Genomic DNA, 25972 nt, shown 5'->3' with positions numbered 1-25972 from the left:
CCTTGGAATGAGGGGCGAGTGACTGACTATAAGAGCCGACCATTTATTCTTTGAAAGAATAATTACTGCTCAGCTTATGCGATAAATGGCATCTCCTGGGTCCGGCGCAACGGATGACGGCGATGAGGTAGTCACCTCCAGGCGGGCCATGATGGCTGCCGAGGACGGCGCCCATGAGCGTGGGGCACCTCCTGCCCGCTCCCTGCCCCGGGCAGGGAGCGCCGTTGTCACCTGCCTCGATTTGGCTTCTCGACATGACAGATAAAAAACGGGGCGAACCTAGTGGTTCACCCCTGATGCTTTTTACGTCAACCCCGACGGGTCAACCCTGTTTGTCTGATGCCAACTCTGCGTCCTTCGGCGCCTGCCAGCCGCCACCGACGGCCTTGTAGAGGGCGACCTGGTTACTCAGCTGGGCGAGCCGGGTGCTGATGAGCCCCTGCTTGGCGCTGAACAGGGAGCGCTGGGCATCGAGGCGGGTCAGGTAGCTGTCCACCCCTTGCTCGTAACGCACCTCCGCCAGCCTGAAGTAGGTCTGGTTGGCATCCACCAGTGCCTGTTGCGCCTGCAACTGCTGCGCGTAGTCCGCCTGGGCACCGAGGGTGTCCGCGACCTCCTTGAAGGCGGTCTGGATGCTCTTCTCGTAGCTCGCCACCGCCTGCCTGGTCCCCACCTCGGCCACGTCCAGATCCGCAACGCGCTTGCCGCCATCGAAGATGGGCAGATTGATCTGGGGCATGAAGGTCCAGGTGCCGGTGCCGCCGTCAAACAGACCGCTCAGCTGGTTGCTGGCGGTGCCAGCCGTCGCGGTGAGCGAGATGGTCGGGAAGAAGGCGGCGCGGGCCGCCCCTATGTTGGCGTTGGCCGCCTTCAGGTTGTGCTCCGCCGCCAGGATGTCCGGGCGTTGCTGCAACAGGCTGGAGGGAGCCCCCACCGGGATCGGCGCCAGTTTCACCTCGGCCAGGGTGGCCGGTTGTGCCGCCAGTACCGGGATATCGGTGCCAAGCAGCAGGGCCAGACCGTTTCTGTCCTGCTTCACCAGACGCTGGTATTGCGCCTGGCTGACCTTGGCGTTTTCCAGTGCCGTGCGTCCCTGGGCCAGCTCCATCTCGGAGGCGGCGCCCAGGCGGTATTTGTGCTCGGTCAGGGCATAGCTCTCCTGCTCGGTGGCGAGGGTCGCCTGGCTCAGGGCCAGCAACTCCTGATCCGCCAGCAAGGTGAAGTAGGCATTGGCCACCGAGGCCACCAGCGCAATCTGGGTGCTGCGCTGGGTCTCGATTTGCGCCAGATAGGTCTCAAGGGCCTGATCTTTCAGGCTCTGGATCCGGCCAAACAGATCCAGCTCATAGGCGGTGATGCCGATGTTGGCGCCGTACTGGCTGCTGATGGTGCCCTGCCCCGTACTACTGAGATCGTCGGATCCCTGCTGGCGGGTGCCGCTGCCACTGGCGGCCAGGGTCGGCAACTGGGCCGCCCGCTGGATACGGTATTTCGCCTCGTAGGCCTCGACGTTGAGGGCTGCCAGGCGCAGATCCCGGTTGCTCTCAAGGGCGGTGCCGATCAGCGTCTGCAGGGCCGGGTCCTGGAACTGCTGGCGCCAGGGGGCAAGTTCCCCGGCGGCCAGGTCAGCTTGCCAGGAGACGCCTTGGGGCAGCTCGGGGCGCTGGTAGTCGGGGACCATGGAGCAGCCCCCCATCATCAGGGTCACGCCCAGGGCGATCAGGGTCTTAGTCATGGTTGATCTCCTTGGTGTGGACACACTCTTCCCCGGCATGCTTGCGTTCGGTGAAATAGCGCATCACCAGCACAAAGAACAGCGGCACGAAGAAGATGGCGAGCACGGTGGCACTGATCATCCCCCCCATCACGCCGGTCCCGATGGCGTTTCGGCTGCTGGCGCCCGCCCCGGTGCTGATCACCAGGGGCAGTACCCCCAGGATGAAGGCGAGCGAGGTCATCAGGATGGGGCGCAGACGCTGACGCGAGGCCTCCACCACCGCATCCCCAAGCCTCATCCCCTTGTCGTGCAGCTCCTTGGCGAACTCGACGATGAGGATGGCGTTCTTGGCCGACAGCCCGATCGTGGTGAGCAGGCCCACCTGGAAGTAGACGTCATTCTCAAGCCCGCGCAGGGTCGCGGCCAAAATGGCCCCCAGCACCCCGAGCGGCACCACCAGCATGACCGAGAACGGAATGCTCCAGCTCTCGTAGAGGGCCGCCAGACAGAGGAAGACCACCAGGAGCGAGATGGCGTACAGGGCCGGCGCCTGGGAGCCTGCCTGACGCTCCTGGAAGGAGAGGCCGGTCCACTCGATGCCGATCCCTTCCGGCAACTGCTTCACCATCTCCTCGATGGCCGCCATGGCATCACCCGTACTCTTGCCCGGGGCCGCCTCACCGACGATCTCCATGGCGGAGACACCGTTGTAGCGCTCAAGACGGGGCGAGCCGAAGCTCCACTCCGTGCTGGCAAAGGCGGAGAAGGGCACCATCTGGCCCGCGCTGTTGCGCACGTACCACAGCTTCAGATCTTCCGGGTTCATCCGGAAAGGGGCATCCGCCTGCAGATAGACCTTCTTGACCCGGCCTCTGTCGACGAAGTCGTTCACATAAGAGGAGCCCCAGGCCGCCGACAGGGTGTTGTTGATGTCGGTGATGGAGAGCCCCTGGGCCAGCGCCTTCTCGTAATCGATCTTGATGTCGAGCTGGGGCGTGTCTTCCATCCCGTTCGGGCGTACCCGCACCAGGTTGGGATCCTGCGCCGCCATGCCGAGCAGCTGGTTGCGCGCCTGCATCAGCTTCTCATGACCCAGACCGCCACGGTCCTGCAGGAAGAAGTCGAAGCCGGTGGCCGTGCCGAGTTCCGGAATGGGGGGCAGGTTGAAGGCGAAGACCTGGGCTTCCTTGATGCTGAACAGGAACCCCATGGCGCGGCCGATGATGGCATTGGCGCTGCGCTCTTCTCCCTTGCGCTCGCTCCAGTCCTTGAGCTTGATGAAGGCCATGCCGCTGTTCTGACCGCTACCGGCGAAGCTGAAGCCCGCCACCGTCAGCACGGAGTCCACGTTCTCCTTCTCGTTCCCGAGGAAGTAGTCGCGCATCTCCCCGAGCACCACCTCGGTCCGCTCCTTGGTTGCCCCCACCGGGAGCTGCACCATGGACATGATGACCCCCTGATCCTCTTCCGGCAGGAAGGAGGTGGGCATGCGCATGAAGAGCACCGCCAGCACCGCCAGCATGGCCAGATAGATGATGCCGTAGCGGGTGCCCTGCTTGATCACCTTGCGCACGCCGTTCTGGTAACGGTTGGCGTTGGTGTCGAAGAAGCGGTTGAACCAGCCGAAGAAACCGCGCTGGGCGCCGAATTCACCGTGCTTCATGGGTTTGAGCAGGGTGGCGCACAGGGCCGGGGTCAGGATCAAGGCCACCAGCACCGAGAGCACCATGGCCGAGACGATGGTGAGGGAGAACTGGCGATAGATGGCACCGGTAGAGCCACCGAAGAAGGCCATGGGCACGAACACCGCCGACAGCACCAGGGCGATGCCCACCAGGGCGCCGGTGATCTGGGTCATGGACTTGCGGGTCGCCTCGAGGGGGGAGAGATCCTCCTCGCTCATCAGACGCTCCACGTTTTCCACCACCACGATGGCGTCATCCACCAAGAGGCCGATGGCGAGCACCAGACCGAACATGGTCAGGGTGTTGATGGAGAAGCCGAAGGCCGCCATCACCCCGAAGGTGCCGAGCAGGACCACGGGCACCGCGATGGTCGGAATCAGGGTCGCCCGGAAGTTCTGCAAGAACAGATACATGACGCAGAACACCAGGAAGATCGCCTCGATCAGGGTCTGCACCACCTCCTCGATGGAGATCTTCACGAACGGCGTAGTGTCGTAGGGATAGACGATCTCCATGTTGGCCGGGAAGTACTCGGAGAGTTCACCCAGCTTGGTCCGCACGTGCTCGGCGGTGTCCAGGGCGTTGGCACCGGTCGCCAGCTTGATGGCGACGGCGGCGGTGGCCTGGCCGTTGTAGAGCGCGGTCGCGTCGTAGTTTTCACCGGCAAGTTCGACCCGGGCCACGTCCTTGAGCTGGACCTTGGAGCCATCCTGGTTCACCCGCAGCAGGATGTTGTTGAACTCCTCCACGGTGGAGAGCCGGGTCTGGCCCATGATGGTGGCGGTAAATTGCTGATCGCTCACCGCAGGGGTCCCCCCCAGCTTGCCGAAGGCAACCTGGGCATTCTGGGCCTTGATGGCGGCCTGAATGTCGGCCGGGGTCATCTGCACCCGGTTGAGCTTGTGGGGATCGAGCCAGACACGCATGGAGTACTGGCTGCCGAACAAGGTGATGTCACCGACCCCGTCCAGACGGCTCAGGGGCTCCTTGATGTTGGCTACCACATAGTCCGCCAGGTCATCGTTGGTCATGGCGCCATCGGTGGAGATGAAGGCGGCCACCATCAGGAAGCTGCTGGAGGTCTTCTGTACCCGCACGCCCTGTTGCTGCACCTCTTGGGGCAGGAGCGACATGGCCTGTTGCAGCTTGTTTTGCACCTGCACCTGGGCGATGTCGGGATCCGTGCCCGGCTTGAAGGTGAGGGTCACGCTGACGTTCCCTGACGAGTCGGATTGCGCCGACATGTAGAGCAGGTGATCCAGCCCGGTCATGTTCTGCTCGATGATCTGGGTCACCGAGTCTTCCACCGTCTTGGCGGAGGCCCCCGGGTAGCTGGCGGAGATGCCAACCGCCGGCGGGGCGATGGTCGGGTACTGGGCCACCGGCAGGCCGATGATGGCCATGGCCCCGGCCAGCATGATCACCAGGGCGATCACCCAGGCGAAAATGGGTCTATCTATGAAAAAACGTGCCATGAGGCGACTACTCCATCCTACTGCTTGGTTGCCGGGGTCTGTTGTGCGCTGTTACCGGCACGTTCAGTGGGCGCCACCACGACCCCGGGTTTGACTTTCTGCAGACCGGCGACGATCACCTTCTCGCCAGCCTTGAGACCGGACTCCACCACCCAGCTGTCGCCGGACATGCGGCCGACCTGCACTTCACGCAGTTCCACCTTGTTGTCCGCCGTCACCACCATGACGGTGGCACCGCCCTTGGGGGTACGGGTCACGGCAGTCTGGGGCACCAGCAGGCCTTGCGGGCGCTCGCCCTCCTGCAGGGTGGCGCGCATGAACATGCCGGGCAACAGCAGTTGATCCGGGTTGGGCACGATCACCCGCAGGGTCACCATGCCGGTCGCCTCGTCCACGGTCACGTCGGAGAACTGGAGGGCTCCTTTCTCGCCATACTGGCTGCCATCTTCCAGCTGGAAGCTGACACCGGCCCCGTCCTTCTCCCCCTGGGTCAGCTTGCCCTCGGCCACCAGGCGCTTGAGGCGCAGCAGGTCGGCGGTGGACTGGCGCACGTCCACGTACATGGGATCGAGCTGGGAGATGGAGGTGAGGCTGTCCGCCTGCTGGGCGGTGACCAGGGCACCCTCGGTCACCGCCGACTTGCCGATGCGGCCGCTGATGGGGGCCGTGATGCGGGTGTAAGCCAGGTTGATGTTGGCGGTCTGCAATGCGGCCTTGGCGGCCCCGATCTCGGCCAGCTGCTGTTTCCAGGCCGCGTCGGCGTCGTCATACTCCTGGCTGCTGATGGCTTTCACCTTCACCAGCTCGGCGTAGCGCTGGGCCTTGAGGCGGGCGCTGCGCTCGTTGGCCTCGGCCTTGGCGAGGTTGGCCTTGGCGGAAGCCACTTCGGCCTGATAGACGGCGGGATCAATCTGATAGAGCAGTTGACCGGCCTTGACGTCGCTCCCCTCGGTGAACAGGCGCTTGAGGATGATGCCGTTCACCTGGGGACGCACCTCGGCTACCCGCAGGGGGGCGGTGCGGCCGGTGAGCTCGGACAACAGTTGCAGGGGGGCCGTATGGAGGGTGACCACGTCCACGGCGGCGGGAGGCATCTCCCCCATGGCCTGCTGGGCCCCGTCCTTGTCACCACAGCCAGCCAGCAGGCCGCTTGCCAGCAAGGCAAGGCCGACCGAACGTGCGAGAATATGTTTATGCATCAAGTCTCTGAACCTCAGTTTCAATCAAAAAGAAGTGACAAAACCACAGGGTTTATAAGGCCCCTGTTGGTAAAACGGCGAAGATGAGGCAATATACATACATTCATGAATGTATGTAAGAAACTTTTTTCACTTTTAAACAGGACCGGAGTCAATGGCCAGACGCACCAAAGAAGAGGCGCAGCAAACCCGCTGCAACATCATGAGCACGGCCCTGGATCTCTTCTGCCAACAGGGGCTGGCACGCACCAGCCTGACCGATATCGCCAAGGCGACGGACCTCACCCGGGGCGCCATCTACTGGCACTTCAAGAATAAAGAAGAGCTGTTCGTCACCCTGTGGGAGGAGCTGTGTGCCCCCCTCTCCCACCAGCTCGATGCCTGCGTCGACGAGGCGGAGCCGGATCCTCTGGGCAAGCTGCGCAGCTTTCTCAAGGAGGTGATGCTCAAGATCAGCACCGAGCCCGCCCACCAGCAGATGTTCACCATCATGTTCAATCTGGAATCCATGGAGGGAGAGGCCGCCGTCATGCGCGAGCACATGCACCTGCAATCCATGAATTTCTTCCGGGATCTGGAGATCACCCTGGCCAATGCCGTGCGTCGCGGCCAACTGCCCGAGGGGCTGGATCTGCGCCGCGCCGCCACCCTGCTCCACTGCACCCTGGACGGCTACATCATCAACTGGCTGCACTTCCCGGATCGCATCGATCTGATTGAAGAGTCGGACTTCCTCCTCGATACCCTGTTCACCCTCATCGCGAGCCCCACCCTTCGCCGCCACCCCTGAGTCGGCAAGACGCGCCGCCCCCGCCAATGCTCAACAGCCGGGGGCAAACCTGCTAGAGTAACGCCCCCCACCACGATGAGCCCGACACCCTTGCCACACGCCCCCGCGCCGGCGCACGACGCCGCCCCTCGCCCCGCCCTCGTGGCAGGCGCCCATGCCCTCTTCCTGGCCCTGCTGGGCAGCGGCCGTCATCTGCTGGAGGCCGGTTGCGGGGCAGGAGAGGATCTGCGCCTCTTTCGCCAGCAAGACCTCACCGTGACCGCCTTCGATGCGAGCCGGGCGCAGGCCGCCGCCGCCTCGCGCCTGTGTGGCCAGCCGGTGCGGGTCTGCCGCTTCGAGCAGATGCAAAGCGTCGTTCCCTATGACGGCATCTGGGCCAGCGGCTCCCTCCCCTGTCTGCTCGAACACGAGATAGCCCCGGCGCTCGGTCATCTGGCCACCCTGCTCAAGGCCGGGGGCCCCCTCTACGCCTCCTTCCCCCACGGGGAGGGCGAACCGCTGCCACGGTCGGGGGAATATCCCTTGCAGACCCGGCTCGACGAGGCGGGGCTGCGACGCCTGATCGCTCCCCTCCCCTTCACCCTGCACCATAACTGGGTGGGGAAAGATGAGGTGAACGGCCCCTGGCTGCACGCCTTGCTGGTGCGGCGCTGATCCGCGAAAGCCCCCGGGGACAGTGACACCTCACGGCATTCAGCCCGTTAACAATATTTAACCCTAAGTTAACCACCATAAAGCAGACAAGATGCGGCGTTTGTGTTAAAAAGCGGCATTAAATTCAAAATTAAATAACAAATCAGACACCAACACCTGGATTCCCCCATGAAACTCGTTCTCAATCTGGTTGCCGGTATCCTCGCCGGCCTGCTGCTCGGTCTCTATGCCCCCGAATGGGTCGCCCGCGTGCTGTTCACCGCCAAGACGGTGATAGGCCAGCTCATCACCTTCACCATCCCGCTCATCATCCTCTTTTTCATCATGAGCGGCATCGCCAGCCTGCCGAAGAACTCCGGCAAGCTGCTGGGCAAGACGGTGGGGCTCTCCTACTGCTCCACCATACTGGCGGGCCTGTTCGCCTTCACCGTGGCGAGCCACCTGATCCCGCACCTGACCACGGCCGCCGAGCCCACCGCCGAGGCTGCCACCAAGCTCGCTTCCTACATCAATCTCGAGATCCCGCCCCTGTTCGGGGTGATGTCGGCCCTGGCCGCCGCCTTCGTGTTCGGCATCGGCATCAGCGCCACCCAGGCCACCGACCTGCGCCGGGTCGCCGATCAGGGCCGTGACATCATCGACCGCCTGCTGGCACGCGTGATCATTCCCCTGCTCCCCTTCTACATCGCCGGCGTCTTCGTCGAGATGACGGTGGAAGGCACCGTCTTCGCCACCCTCAAGACCTTCGGGGTAGTGCTGGTGATGGCCATCGTCATGCACTGGATCTGGCTCTGCGTCCTGTTCGTCGGCACCGGCCTCGCCCAGGGGCGCTCCCCCGTCATGCTCATCAAGAACATGCTGCCCGCCTACTTCACCGCCCTTGGCACCATGTCCAGCGCCGCCACCATTCCGGTGGCCCTGCAAGCCAGCAAGCGCAACGGCGTGAGCGACGGCATCGCCAACTTCACCGTGCCCCTGTGCGCCACCATCCACCTGTGCGGCTCCACCATCACCCTGGTGACCTGCGCCACGGCGGTGATGTTCCTCTCCGAACACCTGGCCATTCCGGGCTACGGCACCATGGTGCCCTTCATCATGATGCTGGGCGTCATCATGATTGCCGCGCCGGGCGCACCGGGTGGCGGTGTCATGTCCGCGCTCGGCCTGCTCACTTCCATGCTCGGCTTCGGTGAGGCCTCCATCGCCCTGATGATCGCCCTCTACCTGGCCCAGGACAGCTTCGGCACCGCCTGCAACGTCACCGGTGATGGCGTCATCGCCCTGTGGGCCGACCGCTTCGCCCGGGGCGAGCCAGCACTCAGCACCGAGCAGGACGCAGCCTGATAGCGCAGGCAATAAAAAAACGGGAGCCATCGGCTCCCGTTTTTCGTTGGCGCAAGGGGGCGTCTCAGCCCCGGCGACGGATCACCCCTTCCTGCATGGTGCTCGCCACCAATACCCCATCCCGGGTGAAGAACTGGCCGCGCACCAGACCCCGACCGCCGCTGGCGCTCGGGCTGTCCACCACGTAGAGCAGCCAGTCGTCCAGCCGGAACTCCCGGTGGAACCACATGGAGTGATCGATGGTGGCCACCTGCATGTCCGGCTCCCAGTAGGAGACCCCGTGGGGCTGCAGGGCGGCGAACAGGAAGTGGAAGTCGGAGGCATAGGCCAGCAGGTAGTTGTGGACCCGCTGATCGTCCGGCACCGGGCCATTGGCCTTGAACCAAGTGTAGCGAAGGGGCTCGTGAACATCCGGGCGGATGGGATCCACCAGGGTCACGGGGCGAATTTCGATGGGCTTCTCGCACAGGATCTTGTCCCGCAGGGCCGCCGGGATCATCTGCTCGTAGGGACGCACCAGCTCCAGCTCGCTCTTGAGCTGCTCGGGGGGCGTGATGCCGGCCGGCATCTTCGTCTGATGCTCGAAGCCCTCCGCCTCCACCTGGAAGGAGGCGTTGAGGTAGAAGATGGGCTTGCCATTCTGGATGGCCTTGACCCGGCGGGTGGAGACGGTCTGGCCGTCGCGGATGTTCTCCACGTCGTAGACGATGGGCTTGTTGGCATCCCCGGGGCGCAGGAAGTAGGAGTGGAAACTGTGGACCTGGCGGTCGCTTGCCACCGTCTGCTTGGCGGCTGACAAGGCCTGCCCCATCACCTGTCCGCCAAACACGGATCGCAACCCGAGATCCTGGCTCTGGCCCCGAAACAGGCCCTCCTCGATCTTTTCGAGCGCCAGCAACGCCAGCAGCTCATCCAGTACCTTGCTCATTGGTTTCTCCTGTCTTTGTGCGCGAAAGGCTAACAAGCCCGTCCCGGCAGGGCAACCATCCTGATGCACATCCCCGTCTGCAACCACCTCCCCTTCAAAAAAAGGAAGTGTATGGCGCTTTCCAGCCCGTACAGAGGGCACTCTAGCCCCCTCCCCTGGCAAGGGGAGGGCTGGGGTGGGGTCAGACGCGATCAAGCCATGCCCGAATAGAGACAACCACCCCGGGTAGATTTTCCATCACCTCCCTGTTGCTAAATCTCAGTACCGTCAGCGACAGGGCCGCCATGTAGGCATCCCGTCGCTTGTCATGACGCAAACCCCGCATGTCGAAATGGCTGTCGCCATCAACCTCAATGACCAACAACCGCCCGGGGCAGTAAAAATCCGCAATGTATGGGCCTATACCTTGCTGACGACGAAACTTGACTCCGAGTTGCCCAGCCCGAAGCGCCTGCCACAATCGCCATTCAGGCTCTGTTGGATTGCTTCGTTGTTCACGCCGTTTATCCAGCGTTGCCTCGCGGTTGAAAACACGAACTGGCTTCTCGTTCATGACAGTATTCCTCCGACTATGACCCCGTCAGCATAACAACTACTCACCCCCTCCCAGCCTCCCCCTTCAAAAGGGGGAGGAGCTTGCCTGGCCCTTTCTCTCCCCTGTGCGATTCAGTCTCAAGGAGCCCGGCAGGAGCAGAAAACAAAAAAGCCCGCACCTTGGGGTGCGGGCTTGTGGCGTGTCCGGGGCGAGCGGCCCGTGGCGGCGCCTTACTTGCTGCCGGTGCCGGAATTGCGGGTGGAGGAGGTCGGCTTGCGACGGGCGGTGGTGGCACGGGCGCGCGGCTCCTTGCCCTGCATCTCCTTGTGGCGCTTCACGGCGCGACGGATCTGGGCGGCCTGCTTGTGGCGAGTGCTCTTGCCATCCTGCTGCAAATCGACCTTGGACTCGGTCTCGTTGGGCAGGTTGACCAGGCCGCGCAGGTAGTTCACCTCGGGCAGTTTCAGCTCCTGCCAGCCGCCGCGGGGGATGCCGCGATCCAGCTTGACGTCGCCGTAGCGGATACGCATCAGGCGGCTCACCTGTACTTCCTGGGACTCCCACAGGCGGCGCACTTCCCGGTTGCGGCCCTCGGTCAGGGTGACGTTGAACCACTGGTTCAGCCCTTCACCGCCGGCCGGCTTGATCTTGTTGAACTTGGCCATGCCGTCTTCCAGCTGCACGCCCTTGCGCAGGCGCTGCAACATGGCTTCGGTGATCTCGCCAAAGACGCGCACCGCGTATTCCCGCTCCACTTCGTGGCTCGGGTGCATCAGGCGGTTCGCCAGCTCGCCGTCGGTGGTGAACAGCAAGAGACCGGAGGTGTTGACGTCGAGGCGGCCGACCGCTATCCAGCGGGCGCCATCCATCTTGGGCAGACGATCAAACACGGTGGGACGTCCTTCCGGATCGTGGCGGGTACACATCTCCCCTTCGGGCTTGTGGTAGGCCAGCACGCGGCAGATCACTTCCTCTGCGGCGCGGGTCTTGACCTGGTGGCCATCCACCCGGATCACGGCGTTCACTTCGACGCGATCCCCCAGCGTGGCGACCTTGCCATCCACGCTGACCCGACCTGCGGTGATCAGGGCCTCCATCTCACGACGGGAGCCTTGACCCGCGCGGGCCAATACTTTTTGCAGTTTTTCACTCATCGGGTTTACCTGATTGTTGATCGCTGCCCGCCGACATCGCGGACAACCTTGGCTCTTGTGGGAAGGCCCCGTTGGCCTCCCCACCATGTTCATGCTCAGCACGGCCTGCCAGAGGCTGACCGTCACCGCCCTCGCCCGGCATGAGCGACAAGGGGGCCTGCAGCTCGGGATCCAGCTCGGGGAGCTGCTCCAGACTCTGCAGGTTGAAATAGTCCAGAAATTCACGGGTGGTGGCGAGCAGCTCGGGGCGACCCGCCACCTCCTTGTGGCCGATGCTGCGCACCCAGCCACGCTCCTTGAGGGTGTTGACGATCTGGCTCGACACCGCCACCCCGCGGATGGCTTCTATCTCCGCCCGGGTGATGGGCTGACGATAGGCAATCAGCGTCAGCGTCTCCATCACGGCGCGGGAATAACGGGGAGCCCGCTCGCTCCACAGGCGCGACAGCTCCTCGGCATACTCCTGGCGGGCCTGGAAACGCCAGCCGGAGGCCACCTCTTTGAGCTCGACCCCCCGCTCGCTGTAATCCTGTCTGAGCTCTGCCAGCAGCAGCTGGACATAGCGGCCGGTGACCGGGTAGTCCGAGAGCACGCTGCCCTTGATTTCGCTCACCGTGAGGGGACGCCCCGCCACGAAGATCGCCGCCTCGATCAGGGTCTTCAATCGTTCAGCAGGCAGCGCCACGGTGGACCTCCCGGGTCCGCGCCCCTGGGGCCGCCCCTCGCTCAGTGTAGATGCTCATGCTCCTCCCCTTTCCCCTGACTGGCCAGGGCAAAATGGATGGGGCCCAGGGGCTCCGCCTGCAAGATCCAGATCAATTGTTCCTTGCACAGCTCCAGCAGGGCCAGGAAGGTCACCAGCACCCCCATGCGCCCCTCCTCGGCCCGCAGCACCTGCTCCAGGCGCAGGGTCTGGCCCAGGGAGAGCATGGCGAGGATCTCCGCCATCCGTACCCGGGTAGGGATCTGCTCGCGGCGGATCTGGTGATGTTCAAAATGAGTCGCGCGTTTTACCACACTTTGCATGTAAAGGGCGAGTTCAACCAGAGAAACATCGGGCGCCAATGGCTTCAAGGCACCAAAATCCGGCGCCATGGCGGCGGCGACGAAGATCTCCCGCTCCACCCTCGGCAGGGCATTGACCCGCTCCGCCCCCAGCTTGTAGCGCTCGTACTCCTGCAGGCGACGAATGAGGGTGACGCGGGGATCTTCCCCCTCCTCCTCGTCTTCCAGCTCCGGGGCCTTGGGTAGCAGCAGGCGGGACTTTATCTCCGCGAGCCAGGCCGCCATCAGCAGGTATTCCGCCGCCAGCTCGAGGTTGAGGCCCTGCATCAGATCCACGTACTCCATGTACTGGGCGGTGATCTGCAGGATGGGCAAGTTGAGGATGTCGAGCTGCTGGCGCCGGATGAGGTAGAGCAAGAGATCCAGCGGCCCCTCGAAGGTGTCGAGAAACACCTCCAGCGCATCGGGGGGGATGAACAAGTCCTGGGGCAGCTCATGGTAGGGCTGCCCCAGCACGGTGGCGATGGGCGGGGGAAGGGAAGCCTCCCCCGTCGTGCCCGCGGGGGTTGTCAGCGCGGGCACGGGGTCGGCAAGATCACTCAAACGGCGTCGGATCCCCGGCACCGCGGCGACGCAGCACGGGCTCGTCGTCGGAGAAGTCCACCACAGTGGTGGGCTGCTCGCCCAGATACCCGCCGTTGACCACCAGATCCAGCTGCTTGCCGAGCTTGTCGGCAATCTCCTCGGGGTCGAACTCCGCCATCTCGGAGCCCGGCAGGATCAGGGTGGTGGAGAGCAGCGGCTCACCGAGGGCCTCGAGCAAGGCCAGCGCGATGTTGTTGGCCGGGACCCGGATGCCGATGGTCTTCTTCTTCTCGTTCATGAGGCGGCGCGGCACCTCCTTGGTGGCCTTGAAGATGAAGGTGTAGGGTCCGGGGGTGTTGTTCTTGACCAGCCGGAAGGCGGTGTTGTCCACCTTGGCATAGGTGGAGATCTCCGAGAGATCCCGGCACACCAGGGTGAAGTCGTGGTTAGGCTCGATGCGACGGATGCGGCAGATGCGCTCCAGGGCATCCTTGTTGCCCATCTGGCAGCCCAGGGCGTAGCCGGAGTCGGTGGGATAGACGATGACGCCGCCGTTTTGCAGGATCTGCACCGCCTGGCTGATGAGGCGAACCTGGGGATTGTCGGGATGTACGTAAAAATGCTGACTCATATGCTCTTCTCGCGATAGGGGGCACGCTCGTTGCCCGCTTCATGGTCAAGGGCCCCTTGGCCCATGACACTACCTTAACCTGTTTGACGCAGACTCGCCTGCATCAAAGATGCCGGCCCGGGGGGTCAGCGGCTGGCCAGCAGGCCCGCATGCTCCTCGGGGGTGAGCCCGAAATGACCGGGGTGACCCAGCCACAGCGGCATCCCCTCCTTGGGGAGCCAGAGGTGGCGGCCAAGCTCGGTCCAGTTGGAGGGGAAGTGAAAATCGGACCCCACCGAAATATAGAGATCGTGCTCCCTGGCCCACTGGCCGAGATTCGCCCGCTCCTGGGGGCTCTGCTGGGGCAGGGAGACCTCCATGGCATCCCCCCCGACGGCCTTGAAGGCCACCAGCAGCCGCTTGATCCACTTGGCGGTGAGATTGTAGCGGCTCGGGTGGGCCAGCACCGCCAGCCCGCCTGCGGCGTGGATGGCCTCGATGGCCTCCCCCATCCCGGGCCACTCGGCGGGCACATAGCCCTTGTTGCCCCGGCTCAGGTACTTCTTGAACACCTTCTGCATATTGTCGGCCACCCCGCGCGCCACCAGCACCCGGGCAAAGTGGGCCCGGGTCACGGCGGCGTCACCGGCGAGCTGCTTGGCCTCTTCATAGGTGCCCGGGATGAGGCACTTCTCCAGACGACGCCCGATCTCCTCGGCGCGCGCCTCCCGGCGAGCCCGCTGCCCTGCCAGAAAGGCGAGCAACTGGGGATTTTTCTCATCCACCCCGAGGGCCACGATGTGGATCTCGTGATGCTCCCACCCGGTGGAGATCTCCACCCCGCTCACCAGGCGCAGTGGCAGCTGGTCAGCCGAGATGGTCTGGCGCACCTCCTCAAGCCCGTCGAGGGTATCGTGGTCAGTGACCGCTAACACCTCCACCCCTTTTTCGGCGGCGCGGCGCACCAGGTCGGCGGGGCTCAGCACCCCGTCCGAGGCGGTGGTGTGGCAATGAAGATCGAATCTCATCGGCGTGTTTCGCTCTTGTTTGGGGCCTGCCTGGAAAAGGCCGGCAAAAAAGCGACTTGACTTGGCCGCGGCTTTATCGTTTTCTGTAGGCACTTCATTGCAAACATCTTTTTACAGGACTCAATCTCATGCAAGCGACTTCCATCCTGACCATCTGGTGGTGGCACACTCCCTGACATGCGGGCGTGTGGTCGTTGCTGTACCTGTAATCTGACAGCAAGTTAAGAACCCAAAGAAAAAGCCCGCTGACCCCAGCGGGCTTTTTTATTATCCGGCAAATGGACCTGTGATGAAACCGACAATTCAGAGAAGCACACTGACATGGCGATGGCGAACTCGCTGACGTGACCCGAACCCGACCCATTTTCAAGAGAGACAGCGCCATGACCATCGGTGACACACAACACATGCAAGGGAAGGCATTATGACAGGCAACAAGACCCGTTTGCCCCTGGGCGAATTCGATACCATCCGGCTCAATGCCCCCTATGTGACAGACCCCCTGGCACTCTATACCCGACTCTGCCAGGACAGACCCAACAACCTGCTGCTTGAATCGGTGGAGATCGACTCCAAGGCCGGCACCCAGAGCCTGCTGCTGGTGGACGCCTGCCTGCGCATCGAGTGCCGCGGCCGCGCCGTGCAGGTGCGCCCCCTCGGCGACAACGGCGCCGCCCTGCTACGCCTGCTGGAGCAGCGCCTGCCCGCCGTCATCACCCAGACCCGGGTGGCGGACGAGCTGCACCTCGACTTCCCGGCGTCCGATCGGGAGCTTGACGAAGACAGCCGCCTCAAGGGCAGCAGCGTGCTGGACGTGCTGCGCACCCTGCAGCGGGAGCTGCAATGCCAGCAGGGCAAAGAGGCCCTCTTCATGGCGGGCAGCTTCGCCTACGACCTCATCGCCTCCTTTGAAGACTTGCCCGAGGTGCCAGAGGGGAGCAACGACTGCCCCGACTATTGCTTCTATGTGGCCGAGACCCTGATCACCATCGATCACATCAAGCAGAGCACCCAGTTGCTGGCCTGCCTGTTCGGCGGCGAAGAGGATGAGCAGCTGGACGCGCGCTACGCCCGCCTGACCGCTCGCCTCGAATCCTTCAAACAGGCCTGTCAGCAGCCGCTGCCTGCGCCACAGGGCACGGCGCCGCTGACCGGCGCCCTGGCCGTCGACAAGGGGGACAAGCAGTTCTGCGCCGAGGTCGAGAAGCTCAAGGGCTTCATCCGCCGTGGTGACATCTTCCAGGTGGTGCCGTCCCGCAGCTTCTCCCTCCCCTGCCCGGATCCCGTCGCCGCCTATCGCCGCCTCAAGCAGACCAACCCCAGCCCCTACATGTTCTACGTGCAGGACGAGGGCTTCACCCTGTTTGGCGCCTCCCCCGAGAGCGCGGTCAAGTTCTGCGCCAACAGCCGCCAGGTGGAGATGTACCCCATCGCCGGTACCCGCCGCCGCGGCCTCAACCCGGACGGCAGCATCAACCTGGATCTGGACGGCCGCATCGAGCTGGAGCTGCGCCAGGACGAGAAAGAGGTGGCCGAGCACCTGATGCTGGTGGATCTGGGCCGCAACGACATCGCCCGCATCTCCGCCCCCGGTACCCGCTACGTCAAGGATCTGCTGAAAGTGGATCGCTACAGCCACGTCATGCACCTGGTCTCCCGGGTGGTGGGCACCCTTCGCGCCGACCTTGACGCCCTGCACGCCTACCAGGCCTGCATGAACATGGGCACCCTGACCGGTGCCCCCAAGCTGCGCGCCAGCGAGCTTATCCGCATGGTGGAAGGCAAGCGTCGCGGCAGCTACGGCGGCGCCGTGGGCTACCTGAACGGCGCAGGGGAAATGGACACCTGCATCGTCATCCGCTCCGCCTTCGTGAAAGAGGGGGTCGCCCATGTCCAGGCCGGCGCCGGGGTGGTCTATGACTCCAAACCCCAGGCCGAGGCGGACGAGACCCGCGCCAAGGCGGCGGCCGTGCTGGCCGCCATCGCTGCCAGCCATGGCACCTCCCTGCAGGCCCTCAGCGCCCAGCAGGAACAACACAAGGACGTGAGCCATGACTAACATCTTCCTGCTCGACAACTTCGATTCATTTACCTACAACCTCGTCGACCAGTTCCGCACCCTGGGCTACCCGGTGCGCATCTACCGCAACAGCCTGCCGGCGAGCCGCATCATGCAGGAGATCGACGCCTGCGAAGGGGACGCCGTGCTGGTGCTCTCCCCGGGGCCGGGCGCTCCCCATGAGGCGGGCTGCCTCATCGATCTCATCAAGCTGGCCCGGGGCCGGGTGCCCATCCTCGGCATCTGTCTCGGTCATCAGGCCCTGTGCGAAGCCTACGGCGGCACCGTCGGGGCGGCGGGGGAAATCGTCCACGGCAAGCGCTCGCTGATTGAGCACAACGGCCATGGTGCCTTCGCGGGGCTGCCGAGCCCCTTGCCGGTGGCCCGCTACCACTCCCTGGTGGCCACCTATGTGCCACAAGAGTTGCAGGTGATTGCCCACTATCAGGGCATGCCCATGGCCATCGAGCAGCGTGACGAGCGGGTGCTGGGCTTCCAGTTCCACCCGGAATCCATCATGACCAGCGAAGGGGCCCGCCTGCTCACCCAGGCCCTCGCCCATGTCACCCGTCCAGAAAGCCACGTGCGGTAAGGAAGAGACCATGCATCAACATCTCAACACCCTCTATCAGGGGCAGTCTCTCACCCGCGACGCCGCCCGCGATGCCTTCGGCCAGGTGGTTCGTGGTGAAGTGGATCCCATCGTGCTCGCGAGCCTTTTGACCGCCCTCAAGATCAAGGGGGAGACCCCGGAGGAGATCGCCGGCGCCGCCGAGGCGCTGTTGGCCGAAGCCCGCGACTTCCCGCGCCCGGACTATGCCTTCTGCGACATCGTCGGCACCGGAGGGGACGGCCTCAACACCATCAACGTCTCCACCACCTCGGCCCTGGTGGCCGCCGCCTGTGGCCTGAAAGTGGCCAAGCACGGCAACCGCTCGGTCTCGAGCAAGTCGGGGTCGAGCGACCTGCTCGATAAAATGGGCATCAAGCTCGACATGAGCCCGGCCCAGGCCCGCCGCTGCCTGGACGAGCTCGGGGTCTGCTTCCTGTTCGCCCCCCAGTACCACGCCGGGGTGCGCCACGCCATGCCGGTGCGCCAGGCCCTCAAGACCCGCACCCTGTTCAACGTGCTGGGACCGCTCATCAACCCCGCTCGCCCCAGCTTCCAGCTGATGGGGGTCTATGCCCCCGAGCTGGTGCGCCCCATCGCCGAAACCCTGCTGGCACTCGGCCTGAAAACCGGTATGGTGGTGCACGGCGCCGGCCTCGACGAGATTGCCATCCACGGCCCGACCCAGGTGGCGGAGATCCGCGACGGCGAAATTCGCGAGTACTTGCTCACCCCGGCGGACTTTGGCCTCGACACCTACCCGGTCAGCGCCATCCAGGGCGGTGAGCCCGAGGAGAACCGCGCCATCACCGCCGCCATCCTGGAAGGACGCGGCAGCCCGGCCCACAACGCCGCCATCGCCGCCAACGTGGCGCCGCTCCTGGTGATGGCGGGCGAGGCCCCGGACTTTAGGCAGGCCGCCGCCCGGGTGCAGGCGGTGCTGGCAAGCGGCCAGGCCGCCCTCCTCGCCCGGGATCTCGCCACCCTGAGCCATCAGGAGGCATGATGTCAGCCACCACCACAGCGTGCCCCAGGGGCACTCACCCAGAACGCCCGACGGGCAACAGCCAGCTTCGCAAGGATAACGAGATGTCAGATGTCATTGCTCCCCACGCCTTTCTGAACATGGCCTCCATCAGCCAGACCATCCTCGGCAAGATCGTGGCGGCCAAGCAGGAGTGGGTCGCCGCCCGCAAGGAGAGCCAGCCCCTGGCGAGCTTCCAGGACGCGCTGACCCCGAGCGATCGGGACTTCGAGGGGGATCTGCGCAAAGGCTCCACCCGCTTCATTCTGGAGTGCAAGAAGGCCTCCCCCTCCAAGGGCTTGATCCGCAACGACTTCAGCCCGGAGGCCATCGCCGACATCTATGGCCACTACGCCACCGCCATCTCGGTGCTGACGGACGAGAAGTTCTTCCAGGGGGATTTCGCCTTCCTGCCCCGGGTACGGGGCCGCGTCCAGCAGCCGGTGCTCTGCAAGGACTTCATGATTGACCCCTACCAGGTCTATCTGGCCCGCCACTATCAGGCGGACGCCATCCTCTTGATGCTCTCCGTGCTCACTGACGAGGGGTATCGCGCCCTATTCAACGTGGCGAAAGAGTTGGGCCTCGGGGTGCTCACCGAGGTGAGCAACGAGGAGGAGCTGACCCGCGCCATCGACCTCGGCGCCCCGGTTATTGGCATCAACAACCGGGATCTGCGGGATTTGAGCGTCGATCTTGCCCGCACTCAGCAGCTGGCGGCCAGGATCCCGGGGGATCGGGTGGTGATCAGCGAATCCGGCATCAACCACCGCGCCCAGGTGGCGGCCCTGCGCCACCACGCCAAGGGCTTCCTGGTGGGCTCTTCCCTCATGGCGGAGCCGGATCTGGAAGCCGCGGTGCGCAAGCTCGTGCTCGGCCAGAACAAGGTGTGCGGTCTGACCCGTCCCGAGGACGCCGCCGCCGCCCATCAGGCGGGGGCCGTGTTCGGCGGCCTCATCTTTGTGGCGAAAAGCCCGCGCTACGTGGACATTCCCGCCGCCCGCGCCGTGATGGCGGGCGCGCCGCTCTCTTACGTCGGGGTGTTTCGCAATGCCCAGCCCGCCACCATCGCCAAGACGGTGGATGCGCTGGGGCTCGCCGCCGTGCAACTGCACGGGGATGAAGATGCCGCCTATATCGAGACCCTGCGCCCCCTGCTGCCGGCGGGCTGCCAGATCTGGAAGGCCGTCGGTGTCACAAGCGGCGAGCCCCTGCCCGCCCTCGACTACCCGGCGGATCGCCTGCTGCTGGATACGAAAGTCGGCAGCCAGAGCGGCGGCACCGGTCAGGCGTTCGACTGGACTCTGCTGGCCGGGCTCGACAAGAGCAAACTGATGCTGGCAGGGGGGCTCAACCCCGACAACGCCCTCGAGGCCGCGCAAGTGGGCTGTGTGGGCCTTGATTTCAACTCCGGGGTGGAGAGTGCCCCGGGCAGGAAGGATGCCCACAAGCTGGCGGCCGCCTTTGGCGCCCTGCGCCAACTGTGAGCGCCCCCGTGACTCATTCAACGAATTAATGAACTGCGTTTGCCCATAAGCACAAGGAATAATGTATGACCCTGCTCAACCCGTTTTTTGGTGAATTTCGTCGATGACATGTATGTGCCCTAGCCATACGCCTCAGCCCGACAAGGCTCATACCTGATCTCAATTGCAGAATGTAAAGGAAGATAACCATGACCCTGCTCAATCCGTTTTTCGGTGAATTTGGCGGCATGTATGTGCCCCAGATCCTCATCCCCGCCCTGCTCCAGCTGGAGAAGGCCTTTGTCGATGCCAAGGACGATCCGGCCTTCGTCGCCGAGTTTCAGGCGCTCCTGACCGAGTACGCCGGTCGCCCGACGCCGCTCACCCTCACCCGCAATTTGACCAAGGGCACCAAGACCCGCCTCTACCTCAAGCGTGAGGACCTGCTGCACGGCGGCGCCCACAAGACCAACCAGGTGCTGGGCCAGGCCCTGCTCGCCAAGCGCATGGGCAAGAAAGAGATCATCGCCGAGACCGGCGCCGGTCAGCACGGTGTGGCGACGGCGCTGGCCTGCGCCCTGCTCGGCCTCAAGTGCCGTGTCTACATGGGGGCCAAGGATTGCGAGCGCCAGAAGCCGAACGTGTTTCGCATGAAGCTGATGGGTGCCACCGTGATCCCGGTGCACTCCGGCTCCAGCACCCTGAAAGATGCCTGCAACGAGGCGCTGCGGGACTGGGCTGCCAACTATGAAACCGCCCACTACCTGCTCGGCACCGCCGCTGGCCCCCACCCCTTCCCCACTATCGTGCGGGAGTTCCAGAAGATGATCGGGGAAGAGGCCAAGGCCCAGTGTTTCGAAAAAGAAGAGCGCCTGCCGGATGCGGTGATCGCCTGCGTCGGCGGCGGCTCGAATGCCATCGGCATGTTCGCGGACTTTATCGATGAGCCTTCCGTGCGCCTTATCGGGGTCGAACCCGGTGGTCACGGCATCGAGAGCGGCGAGCACGGCGCGCCGCTGGGTCACGGCAGCAAGGGGGTCTTCTTTGGCATGCACTCCTTCCTGATGCAGGACAACCAGGGCCAGATCCAGGAGTCCTACTCCGTCTCGGCGGGGCTGGACTTCCCCTCTGTCGGCCCGCAGCACGCCCACCTGGCCGCCATCGGCCGCGCCGAGTACCCCTCGGTGACCGACAAGGAGGCGCTGGACGCCTTCCAGGAGCTGGCCAAATCCGAAGGGATCATCCCGGCGCTGGAGTCCTCCCACGCCCTGGCCCACGCCCTCAAGATGGCCCGCAGTGAACCGGAAAAAGAGCAGGTGCTCATCGTCAACCTCTCCGGCCGTGGCGACAAAGACATCTTCACCGTTGCCGACATCTTTGAAAAAGAAGGAACCTTGTCATGAACCGTTACGCACAACTCTTTTCCCGTCTGGACAAGGCCAATCAGGGCGCCTTCGTGCCGTTCGTGATGCTGGGTGACCCCACCCCCGAATTGTCCCTGGCCATCGTCGATGCCCTGGTCGAAGGGGGCGCCGACGCCCTCGAACTCGGCATTCCCTTCTCCGATCCGGTGGCGGACGGCCCCACCATTCAGGGTGCCGCCCTGCGTGCCTTTGCCAGCCACACCACCCCGGACGACTGCTTCGGCCTGCTCGCCCGCATCCGCGCCAAATACCCACAGCTGCCCATTGGCCTCCTGGTCTACGCGAACCTGGTCTATGTGCGCCACATCGACGGCTTCTACGAGAAGTGCCAGCAGGCAGGGGTGGACTCCGTGCTGGTGGCGGACGTGCCGGTGCAGATGTGCGAACCCTACAAGGCGGCCGCCGACAGGTTCGGCATCGACAGCATCTTTATCGCCCCGCCCAACGGCGATGCCGAGACGCTCAAGGCTGTTGCCGAGCTGGGCTCCGGTTACACCTATCTGGTGAGCCGCGCCGGTGTGACCGGTGCCGAGACCAAGGCCGGCATGCCGGTGGAGGGGCTCATCAACACCCTGCGCGAGTTCAATGCCCCCCCCGCCCTGCTCGGTTTTGGCATCAGCGAACCGGCTCAGGTGCGTGAAGCGATCAAGGCTGGCGCCGCCGGTGCCATCTCCGGCTCCGCCGTGGTGAAGATCATCGAGACCCACCACCAGAACCCGGAGCATATGCTCACTCGCCTGAAGGAGTTTGTGGAAGGGATGAAGGCCGCGACCAACCGCTAAATAGGAGCAATAGCCTGATCGCCAAAATCAGAATAGAAATGGCCATAATCCCAAGCCTGAATGGTGCCCAATTGGGCGCCATTTTTATGCCTATGCTTTTCAATTAACACTGCAAATTCGCTATACCACCAGTCACGAATAAAATTCGTCAGCATGAAATTTTTCTCTATCCCTCTTTTCCATTTCAAATGGCACCATTAGTATGGTCAAATGGAAACCATTCTTCATGTACAGGATCTTTAGCTACAACCAATTGAAATAGATAGAAAAAAGGCTTCGTTTGTGATCTGATTTAATCGCAAAAAAAAACCGACACGCCCGAAGCCATGACTATTATCAATGCAACCCAGTACCTCAAGCAACTTCTTAGCTCTTCTGAACTCAACCGGATCGGTAAATTTACCGGTTTTTGTCAGCGACTCCGGGATATCCAGCCTGCGAGACTACTCCCGGCTCTGCTCTCAGGGCTTGGTTGCGACAAGGTGGATGGTATTGCTGGTTTGCATCGCCATTTCAATGCGTTGCAGCTCCATGATACTGACCAAATAGCGTATAAACCCTTTCACAACCAGTTACGCAAGCAGGGTTTTCCCTTGTTCATGCGCGCACTGGTTGAACGAGCCATCGCCTTACGCCTCAAGGAGTGTCTACCGGACGCCCACGGACTGGCAGGCTTTGAGCAGGTACTGCTGCAGGACGGGTCGTCATTCGCGTTACATCCGCAATTGGCAGAACATTTCCCGGGCCGATTCAATAAGCACAGCCCCGCTGCGGTAGAGTGTCATATGACCATGTCCTTGCTGGACCAGTCGCCGATATCGATGAGTATCACGGCGGATACCGAATCGGAGCGCAAGCATCTTCCGGCCGCAAATTCGTTAAATAACAAACTGTTATTGGCGGATGCCGGTTACATCAGCCGCGAGTACTTTGCTGATGTGACCAAAGCCAAAGGAAGCTATCTGGTCAGAGGGAGTCAAAATCTCAATCCCAAAGTACAGGCAGCTTACCGACAGGACGGCAGGGAAATGCCCAAGTTACTCGGAAAAAAGCTCAAGGATATCGATCGGAGAAGCTGCAGAGCCGAGGTTCTGGATCTGGATGTGAGTTCGGGAAAGTATAAATATCGACTCATAAGACGTTGGTTTGCAGAGGAAAAACGGTTCTGTATATGGATGACCAATCTTCCGCGTGAGCGATGGCCAGCCGAGAAGGTGATGGCATTGTATCGTTGCCGTTGGCAGATCGAACTGTTGTTCAAAGAGCTGAAATCACATAACCGGTTGAAGGCGTTCGCGACACGACAAAAAGCGATAGCGGAAGGCTTGATCTGGGCTAGTTTGCTGGCCTTGCTGGTCAAACGTCGGCTGGCGCTGACGCTGATTGGCAGCGCGGAGTTATCGATGCTGAAGATTGCCAAAAACAGCGCGCTTTGGTTAATGCCGATATTGGCGAGCATCATCCATGGTGCGTGGCAGGAAATAACAGAGAAGTTGGAGTGGGCAATGGTGTATTTATCCAAAAACGGCAAAAAGAGTAGGCAGAGAAAATCCAAGCAAAACAACACGTTAGACGGTATTATTAATTCGCTTGCCGCTTAAGGTTCTGTACATGAACCATTCTTTGTCATGAGACAAAAATATTTTTATTAATATAGGTTCTCTTGAATATGAAAAAATTTGACTTAAATATTGACCGGATGTTGGAAAACTGGGATGCATTTCATGCAATTCGTGAAATTATTGCTAACGCCCTTGATGAACAAGCATTAACCCAATCCCAAGATGTAATTATCACACATAATGAACATGGACAGTGGTGTATTCGTGACTTCGGGCGTGGGCTTAGACATGAACATTTCACCATGAATGAAAATCAGGAAAAGCTTGATCATCCCAATCTCATTGGTAAGTTTGGTGTTGGTTTAAAAGATGCTCTAGCAACATTTGATCGTTTAGGAATTGAAACAAGAATTCGTTCTAAGTTTTGCGATGTGACATTCGATCGCTCAGAAAAACATGATTTCTCAGATATCATAACTCTGCATGCTTGCATATCTGAACCATCAGATCCAACATTTATTGGCACTGAATTTATCTTAACCGGTTGCTCACATGGTGATATAGAAAAAGCAAAGCAACTTTTTTTAAAGTTCTCTAAAGAAGATTTGCTTGAAAAAACTAATTATGGAGAGATTCTTAGTAAAAAAGGAAGTGTTTCATACATATACATCAATGGAATTCGGGTCGCTGAAGAAGATAACTTTCTCTTTTCTTACAACATTACTTCTTTAACAGCTTCAATAAAAAAAGCTCTTAACCGAGAAAGAACCAATGTAGGTCGCACAGCATATTCTGAAAGAGTAAAATCTATTCTACTATCCTCATCTTCAGAGGTCATTGCCAAAGCTCTTGTTAACGACCTTAGTAACTTTGGACATGGAACACTCCACGATGAAATGAAGTGGACAGATGTATCCGTACACGCATCAAAGATAACTAATGCTTCTGGAGATGTATTATTTCTCACCAGTGACGATATCATTAATGCCCCTCGTTTCGTTGAGGAGGCACGAGCATGCGGTCGGCAAATAATTACTATCCCTAGTGTTGTGAAAGATAAGTTATCTGGCCAGATCGATGTAGAGGGGAATAAAATTCAGGATTTAAGCCACTTTGTATCCGAATGGAATGACAGCTTTGAGTTTAAATTCATTCAACCTGATATGCTTACAAAAGCAGAATATTCAATATTCAACATGACACATAAAATTGCTAGTCTTGTTGGCGGGCTCCCAGCTAATGTCAAAGATATAAAGATTTCAGAGACGATGCGTTCTGAGTTCGGTGGATTTTCAGAAGCATGTGGTCTCTGGACTGGTACCGAGATCATAATAAAACGGAGTGAACTTGTTTCTATAGAGCGTTATTCCGCTACTTTACTCCATGAGGTTGCACATGCCCGTAGTGGAGAGTCTGATATTACTATCGGTTTCGAGCTGGAGTTAAGCTCACTTCTTGGAATGGTTGCCTCTAAAGCACTCCACGGAAGTTATGACTCTAATAAAACAATTAGTAACAGCCATTCACTCTCATCGAAGAAAAAAGGTTTTTGGGCTCGACTGTTTAGCTAAAGAAATATGGGACATCCACTTTTATGAACAAGGCATAGCATAGCCAACATTCAAAATGATGGGTGTCCCAGCTCTATCGCATCTCAGTCCAAAAAGTTAACGTTGGCAAATTTTAAAAATTGCATGACAGAAATCAGCCGAAAAACAGAACAACTGGCCACTCTCTGTTTTTCCCTGTTTCTGATCAGACTCGGATTTCGCGCCTTTGGCTATGATCAGCTTTATCACAATCCAAATGATCCATACGGCATATCAGATTTGATTGAAGTGACGTTAGCCCTCATATATCTGGTGAGTCTGGGTCTCTGCATACTGCATGCACTATGGATATTGCTCCGACACTGGGAGCAAGGTGCCTTGGGAGCCTCAGCCCTGCTCGCTCTCTGTGCCGCCCAGTGGCACAGCTATGACTATCTTCATCATTTGGCCGCCAGTCTCAGCATCCCCTAGGGCCCCCTTCCACTTCCCCGCCACCCCATCAATATCAGCATCACTACAACCCCTGGCAGCCAGATCCAATAGAGCTCGGAGAGGATCACCGCTTCACCCCGGGCGGTGAGATAGGCCTCCGGCTTGAAGGGGGCGACCCGGATCAGCTGCCAGGGGGCGAAGAAACGCTCGTCACGCCACGGCCAGAACCAGCCTACCCCCTTGCCGCCTCGAGCAGGCTGTGGGGGAGCAGAGAGACCAGAGCGGTGGCGGAATGCTGGGAGTATTGCTATGGACAGGCAGGCTCGTCTCCATTCGTGGCTCAAAACGCTTGCC

23 protein-coding genes and 1 pseudogene are annotated in these 25972 nt (G+C 61.4%); 12 read left to right on the top strand and 12 right to left on the bottom strand.

All coding sequences use genetic code 11. The features are described from left to right. Nucleotides 1–322 precede the first annotated feature (322 nt). From H7R73_RS07945 to H7R73_RS07935, 3 genes are read right to left on the bottom strand one after another with little or no spacing between them, the layout of a single operon-like run. The gene (locus H7R73_RS07945) at nt 323–1735 is read right to left on the bottom strand and encodes an efflux transporter outer membrane subunit (protein WP_103260447.1); all 1413 of its coding nucleotides are present in this window, start codon (nt 1733–1735) and stop codon (nt 323–325) included. Continuing rightward, nucleotides 1728–4877 (bottom strand): efflux RND transporter permease subunit, encoded by a 3150-nt coding sequence (locus H7R73_RS07940; protein WP_103260448.1) that lies wholly within the window; start codon nt 4875–4877, stop codon nt 1728–1730. The genes H7R73_RS07945 and H7R73_RS07940 overlap by 8 nt, the downstream gene beginning before the upstream one ends. A gap of 17 nt (nt 4878–4894) precedes the next feature. After that, complete coding sequence (locus H7R73_RS07935) at nt 4895–6076, bottom strand: efflux RND transporter periplasmic adaptor subunit (RefSeq protein WP_010673710.1); 1182 nt, start codon at nt 6074–6076, stop codon at nt 4895–4897. 154 nt (nt 6077–6230) lie between these two features. On the opposite strand from H7R73_RS07935, the gene H7R73_RS07930 reads away from it, so the two are divergent. From H7R73_RS07930 to H7R73_RS07920, 3 genes are all read left to right on the top strand, one after another. Continuing rightward, nucleotides 6231–6866 carry a TetR family transcriptional regulator gene (locus H7R73_RS07930; RefSeq protein WP_010673709.1) on the top strand — a complete coding sequence of 212 codons (636 nt, stop codon included), beginning with the start codon at nt 6231–6233 and terminating at the stop codon, nt 6864–6866. A 90-nt stretch (nt 6867–6956) separates the two neighbouring features. Further along, the gene (locus tag H7R73_RS07925; RefSeq protein ID WP_232092752.1) at nt 6957–7520 is read left to right on the top strand and encodes a class I SAM-dependent methyltransferase; all 564 of its coding nucleotides are present in this window, start codon (nt 6957–6959) and stop codon (nt 7518–7520) included. Between the two features lie 168 nt (nt 7521–7688). Then, nucleotides 7689–8864: a dicarboxylate/amino acid:cation symporter gene (locus H7R73_RS07920; protein ID WP_042014198.1), complete on the top strand. Its 1176-nt coding sequence runs from the start codon at nt 7689–7691 to the stop codon at nt 8862–8864. Between the two features lie 64 nt (nt 8865–8928). Here the strand turns inward: H7R73_RS07920 and tesB are convergent, their stop codons facing one another. From tesB to rnm, 7 genes are all read right to left on the bottom strand, one after another. Next, nucleotides 8929–9792 carry an acyl-CoA thioesterase II gene (tesB, locus tag H7R73_RS07915; protein ID WP_103260450.1) on the bottom strand — a complete coding sequence of 288 codons (864 nt, stop codon included), beginning with the start codon at nt 9790–9792 and terminating at the stop codon, nt 8929–8931. 181 nt (nt 9793–9973) lie between these two features. Continuing rightward, nucleotides 9974–10345: an endonuclease domain-containing protein gene (locus H7R73_RS07910; protein WP_103260451.1), complete on the bottom strand. Its 372-nt coding sequence runs from the start codon at nt 10343–10345 to the stop codon at nt 9974–9976. Nucleotides 10346–10557: 212 nt separating this feature from the next. Next, nucleotides 10558–11481 (bottom strand): 23S rRNA pseudouridine(2605) synthase RluB, encoded by a 924-nt coding sequence (rluB, locus tag H7R73_RS07905; RefSeq protein ID WP_039039190.1) that lies wholly within the window; start codon nt 11479–11481, stop codon nt 10558–10560. Further along, nucleotides 11474–12166 (bottom strand): SMC-Scp complex subunit ScpB, encoded by a 693-nt coding sequence (gene scpB / locus H7R73_RS07900; protein ID WP_042014199.1) that lies wholly within the window; start codon nt 12164–12166, stop codon nt 11474–11476. The genes rluB and scpB overlap by 8 nt, the downstream gene beginning before the upstream one ends. 41 nt (nt 12167–12207) lie before the next feature. After that, nucleotides 12208–13089, bottom strand: a complete 882-nt coding sequence (locus H7R73_RS07895; protein WP_010673703.1) for a segregation and condensation protein A — start codon at nt 13087–13089, stop codon at nt 12208–12210. Then, nucleotides 13082–13702: an L-threonylcarbamoyladenylate synthase gene (locus H7R73_RS07890; protein WP_010673702.1), complete on the bottom strand. Its 621-nt coding sequence runs from the start codon at nt 13700–13702 to the stop codon at nt 13082–13084. Before H7R73_RS07890 ends, H7R73_RS07895 begins: the two co-directional genes overlap by 8 nt. A gap of 125 nt (nt 13703–13827) precedes the next feature. After that, nucleotides 13828–14709, bottom strand: a complete 882-nt coding sequence (rnm, locus tag H7R73_RS07885) for an RNase RNM (RefSeq protein ID WP_039039192.1) — start codon at nt 14707–14709, stop codon at nt 13828–13830. Between the two features lie 424 nt (nt 14710–15133). Here rnm and H7R73_RS07880 point away from each other — a divergent pair, with 424 nt between their 5' ends. From H7R73_RS07880 to trpA, 6 genes are all read left to right on the top strand, one after another. Continuing rightward, a complete protein-coding gene (locus tag H7R73_RS07880; RefSeq protein ID WP_041213211.1) occupies nt 15134–16768 on the top strand; it encodes an anthranilate synthase component 1 in 1635 nt (544 codons plus the stop codon). Beyond that, nucleotides 16761–17360, top strand: coding sequence for an aminodeoxychorismate/anthranilate synthase component II (locus H7R73_RS07875; RefSeq protein ID WP_039039194.1), 600 nt, complete (start codon nt 16761–16763; stop codon nt 17358–17360). The genes H7R73_RS07880 and H7R73_RS07875 overlap by 8 nt, the downstream gene beginning before the upstream one ends. A gap of 10 nt (nt 17361–17370) precedes the next feature. Further along, a complete protein-coding gene (gene trpD / locus H7R73_RS07870) occupies nt 17371–18384 on the top strand; it encodes an anthranilate phosphoribosyltransferase (RefSeq protein WP_103260452.1) in 1014 nt (337 codons plus the stop codon). Then, a complete protein-coding gene (trpCF, locus tag H7R73_RS07865; protein WP_041214834.1) occupies nt 18384–19889 on the top strand; it encodes a bifunctional indole-3-glycerol-phosphate synthase TrpC/phosphoribosylanthranilate isomerase TrpF in 1506 nt (501 codons plus the stop codon). Before trpD ends, trpCF begins: the two co-directional genes overlap by 1 nt. A gap of 188 nt (nt 19890–20077) precedes the next feature. After that, on the top strand, nt 20078–21271 hold the full coding sequence (trpB, locus tag H7R73_RS07860; protein WP_042864151.1) for a tryptophan synthase subunit beta: 1194 nt from the start codon (nt 20078–20080) through the stop codon (nt 21269–21271). Next, entirely contained in the window at nt 21268–22074 is an 807-nt protein-coding gene (trpA, locus tag H7R73_RS07855) for a tryptophan synthase subunit alpha (RefSeq protein ID WP_103260453.1), read from the top strand. Before trpB ends, trpA begins: the two co-directional genes overlap by 4 nt. Here the strand turns inward: trpA and H7R73_RS07850 are convergent. After that, nucleotides 22071–22229, bottom strand: coding sequence for a hypothetical protein (locus H7R73_RS07850; protein ID WP_158657339.1), 159 nt, complete (start codon nt 22227–22229; stop codon nt 22071–22073). The two genes, trpA and H7R73_RS07850, sit on opposite strands and share 4 nt — an antisense overlap. 171 nt (nt 22230–22400) lie before the next feature. Here H7R73_RS07850 and H7R73_RS07845 point away from each other — a divergent pair, with 171 nt between their 5' ends. The 3 genes from H7R73_RS07845 to H7R73_RS07835 all read left to right on the top strand — a co-directional run bounded on the left by H7R73_RS07845 (nt 22401) and on the right by H7R73_RS07835 (nt 25657). Further along, nucleotides 22401–23675: an IS4-like element ISApu2 family transposase gene (locus H7R73_RS07845; protein ID WP_011191341.1), complete on the top strand. Its 1275-nt coding sequence runs from the start codon at nt 22401–22403 to the stop codon at nt 23673–23675. Nucleotides 23676–23743: 68 nt separating this feature from the next. Continuing rightward, on the top strand, nt 23744–25207 hold the full coding sequence (locus H7R73_RS07840) for an ATP-binding protein (protein ID WP_182951600.1): 1464 nt from the start codon (nt 23744–23746) through the stop codon (nt 25205–25207). Between the two features lie 123 nt (nt 25208–25330). Then, nucleotides 25331–25657 carry a hypothetical protein gene (locus H7R73_RS07835; protein WP_103260454.1) on the top strand — a complete coding sequence of 109 codons (327 nt, stop codon included), beginning with the start codon at nt 25331–25333 and terminating at the stop codon, nt 25655–25657. Here H7R73_RS07835 and H7R73_RS24135 read toward each other — a convergent pair. Further along, nucleotides 25654–25898 (bottom strand): annotated as a pseudogene (locus H7R73_RS24135) (metal-dependent hydrolase); the annotation flags it as partial. The gene H7R73_RS07835 and the pseudogene H7R73_RS24135 overlap by 4 nt on opposite strands. Between the last annotated feature and the right edge of the window lie 74 nt (nt 25899–25972).

Origin of the sequence: Aeromonas sp. WP2-W18-CRE-05, assembly GCF_014168615.1 — a bacterium.
In the GTDB taxonomy this organism is placed as follows: domain Bacteria; phylum Pseudomonadota; class Gammaproteobacteria; order Enterobacterales; family Aeromonadaceae; genus Aeromonas; species Aeromonas caviae.
The sequence above is the reverse complement of the archived record's forward strand: the minus strand, read 5'-3'. Positions and strand labels throughout refer to the sequence as shown.